The 3901-nt window shown below is 71.9% G+C and carries 1 protein-coding gene and 1 pseudogene; one reads left to right on the top strand and one right to left on the bottom strand.

Annotated elements, in window-relative coordinates; genetic code table 11:
- Positions 1-112: 112 nt before the first annotated feature.
- Positions 113-316 carry a hypothetical protein gene (locus tag SNE206_RS39730; protein ID WP_407918466.1) on the bottom strand — a complete coding sequence of 68 codons (204 nt, stop codon included), beginning with the start codon at positions 314-316 and terminating at the stop codon, positions 113-115.
- Between SNE206_RS39730 and SNE206_RS39735 the strand changes: the two are divergent.
- A pseudogene (locus SNE206_RS39735) lies at positions 306-3901 on the top strand (hypothetical protein); the annotation flags it as partial. The gene SNE206_RS39730 and the pseudogene SNE206_RS39735 sit on opposite strands and share 11 nt — an antisense overlap.

Here is a 3901-nt window from a genome sequence, read left to right on the forward strand (position 1 = left end):
CCGTGGTGTCGATGTCGACGGGTGTGTGGTTCCCGCGGGTGGGTGGTTCCGCGGTGGAGGGGGGTGCGGCGTTTGCGGTGCCGGGTGCGGTGGGTTGGCGTCTGGTGGTGGGTCATGGTGCTGCGGGTGGTGTGGAGGTCGGTGGTGTGCTGGTGGGTGCGGCCGGGGTGTTGCCGTTGGTGGGTGGGTCGGGGGCGTTGGCGTTGGTGTCGTGCTTCTCGGCGGCGGTGGGTGCGGGTGGGGTGTCGTTGGCGGAGTCGGTGCATGTGGTGTCGGGTCGTCGGGTGCTGGGGGCGACGGGGGAGGTGATCGTCACTGCGGGTGGTGATGCGGTGTCGGGCCGGATGGCGTTCGATGCGCAGGGTCGGCCGCGGGTGGTGGCCGATGGTGACTGGGTGGTGGTGGATGGTGGCGGGGTGCGGCGGTTGGGTACGGCGTCGTTGAAGGTGGCGTGGGCGTTGCTGGCCGCGCAGATGATCGCCTCGGTGGGCACGCCCCCGCGCAACCCGGTCGTGCTGACGCACGGGGTGACCAGCCTGCAACTCGAAGGGCTGGCGCAGTACGGGTACGAGCCGGTGCCCGAGAGCATCACGGCAGCGGCCGGGCCGGACTCGTTCTTCACCGCGCTGATCGAGGTGGCCGGACCCGTGCTCGCGGAGGCCCTGAAGGCGCAGCCGTCGGTCGACCTGGTCCGCCGGGCCATGCACGAGCACCTGAGCACGCAGCTGGGCACCGAGGGTTCGCTGTACGGGCAGCTGGTGGCGGCTGGCGAGCGGGCCACGGTGCTGGCGGCGCTTCAGAACGCGGGCGGATGGTCCGGCAGGCTGACGGAGTTGGCCGCGCACATCGCGGCCGACACCTTCGGGCTCCACCTCGGCGTGGTGGGCCCCGGCGGCATCACCGCCGGCGCTGGACACCTGACCGAGGGCACCCGCACCGGCTACCCGGACTCCAACGCGTTCGTCCTCGTCCAGGTCGGGGAGCGGCAGTTCGCCGCGGCCCGGCGGTCCGACGCCCCGGCCGGGCTGGCCCTCCGGTTCGAGTCCGTCCAGCCCGGCGTCGGCGGTGCCTGGTCGCGCCCGCTCACCGCGCTGGAGATCAGCCTGCTCGCCCGTGCGGCCGACCTGGCGGCGAGCCGCCCCGATGTGGTGGCCGAGGTTCGGCAGAAGGAGGCCGCCGCCCGCTACGGCGCGACCGGCGTCACCTTCTCCTCGACCGTGCTGGAGGAGACGCGCAAGACAGTCCTCGGGCTAGCCGAGGCCGCCCTGGAGGGCGCCGAGGGGGCCTCTGCCCGGCTGGACCTGCTGGAGCGGATTGCGCAGCACCACGAGGCTGAGACGGCGCCGGGGAGCAGGCTCGACGAGCAGGCGCGGACGGCGGAGATCCAGCACGCCGTCGCCGAGGCCGGCGACTACAGCGGGATCACCGACCCCGTGGTCCTGGCCGCGGCCAAGACCGTCGCCCGTGACCGTGCCGAGCCCCGCGCACGGACCGTCGCCCGGGTCGAGTCCTACCTCGACCTGATCGGCCGGATCGGCGACGTGTCGGGGCTCCCGGCCCTGGCCGGCGGCATCCTTGCGCAGTCCGGCGGGCCGGGCACGAAGGCCGCCTTGCTGTACTCCCCGGATCAGCTGGACCGCCTGGTGTGGGCGGCCTTGGCCAAGGATCAGGCCGACCACCTGCACGAGGTCGACGCGGCTTCCCGCAAATGGGCCGTGATCGCCCGCGAAGTCGCCGAGATGCCCGCCCGCGCCGCCGCCGTGACCGCGGAGGAGGGGCGGCTGCGCTTGCTGGCCGCAGGGGCTGATTTGTGGCGGGTGGATCCGCCGCGGGGTGTGCCGGTGGGGTTTGGGGTGGGTTTGGGTGTGGGTGGTGTGGTGTCGGGTGGTTTGGGGGTGTGGGGTCGGGTGTTGCGTGTGGGTGGTGTGTGGGTGGGTGGTGGGTCGGGTTTGGTGGGTTTGGTGGGTGGTGTGGTGCCGGTGGGTGTGGGGGTTGGGGTGCGTGGGGCTGTGGAGGCTGTGGTGGGTGGGGGGTTGGGTGTTTTGGGTGGTGGTGGGGTGGTGCGGCGGTTGTTGGAGGGTGGTTGGCGGTTTGTGGTGGTGGTGGGTGGGGTGCGTCGTGAGGTGGTGGTGCGGTTGGTGTTGGGGGGTGTGGGGTCGGGTCGGCAGGTGCCGGTGTGGGAGGTGGTGGGTGGTCAGGGTGGTGCGCCGTGGTCGGGTCGGGTGGTGTTCGGGCAGCGGCGGACGGTGGCGGATGCTGCGGATCATGAGCGTGGGGTGGGGTTCGGTGTGTCGGGGGGTTCGGGTCGTGGGGTGTCGGGTGGGGTGAATGTGTTGGCTCCGTTTGGTGGGGTGGGGCCGGTGGGTGTGTTGTCGGCGGTGGTGGGGGCGTCGGTGTCGGGTGAGAGTGGTGGGGGGTGGTCGGTGGGGTCGTCGTCGGTGTCGCAGGGCAAGCGGGGGTTGGTGCTGGGTGGGCAGGAGGTGTTTTTCGAGTTTCCGGGGGCGGTGTTGTCGGTGGAGGTGGGGCCGGCGGGTGGGGTGGGGGATGTGGTGCGGGGTGAGCGGGTGGTGGGGTTGAGGTTGGGGTTCCCGCGGGAGTTGTGTCCGGTGCGGGGGGTGGGGGAGCCGGTGGTGTCGGTGCCGGGTGGTGTGGGTGTGGTGCGGGGTGTGGATGGGGTGGAGTTGGATCGGGTGTCGGGGGGTGGTGCTGGGTTGGTGCAGGGGGTGGTGCGGCGGATCAGTGGGGTGCTGGGTGGGGTGTTGGTGTTGCCGGAGTCGGTGTCGGGGTTGGGGGTGTTGCGGGATCGGGTGGTGGCGGGGTTGCCGGTGGGGGTGGGGTCGGTGGGGTCGGAGGTGTTCGAGGGGGTTCATGGGTGGTTGACGGAGGGGGTGTTGTTGCGGGGGTTCGTGGATCTGGTGGGTGGTGGGGTGTCGTCGCCGGTGTTCGTGGCGGGTGAGGGTGGGGGTGCGGTGCAGTTGACGGTGGCCGCGGTGGTGCTGAACGCCCAACGCATCAGCACCGACCCGATCCGCCTCAAGAACCAGGGCCGGCGCTTCCTGAACACCAGTAGTTCGGTCACCCGGTCGGGCGGGGTGGGTCTGACGCCGGTGAGTGCGGCGGTGGGCAGCACGGTGGGTGATCCGAAGGCGGACTTCGGCTACAACCACACGGTGCGGGTGAGTCTGGGCCTCGGCGCGGCCATGTCCAGCTCCCGGACCATCGGCACCAACATCGGCGGCGGCGAACTGCGCACCCTCGCGTACGGCGGGGGGAGTGTGTTGTTCCGGTTGACGGCGCGTATGTCGGTGGAGGCGACGGGTGAGGCGGTCGGTGCGGGGGGTGCGGGTGTGGTGGCGTCGGCGGACACGGTGGTGTTCGTGCGGGTGCCGGAGCGGGAGGCGGCGCGGTTCGAGGCGTTGGTGGAGCGGGAGGCTGCGGGGGTGTTCGGGAGTGCGGAGTGGAAGGCGGTGGAGGTTCCGGTGGATGCGGATCCGCGGCCGGTGGATGCGGGTGCGCGGGCGGTGCTGGAGGCGGCGGAGGCGGTGGTGAAGTATCCGCCGGTGTCGGTGGCGGCGGGTGAGGGTCTGGGGTTCTCCGCGGTGGAGCGGATGTCGGGTTCCGAGCAGGTGGTTCCGGTGATCGTGTCGACGCTGCGGAAGGTGGAGTTCGCGCGGGCGTGGGCGCCGGAGTGGGACGCGGGTGAGCTGCGGTACCTGAAGGAGCGTCTGGCGGCGAAGTTCGCCCCGGAGGCGTTGGTCAACCATGCGGACGTGCTGCTGCAGCCCGGTGGGCTGAAGGACCGGATGCACCGCCCGGTGCAGGGCGGGACCGAGATCATCACCGTCCAGGTCACCGCCGTACGGCTGGACCAGAACCCGACCACCGGCCGAACCGAATCGGC

This window comes from Kitasatospora sp. NE20-6 (assembly GCF_045862635.1).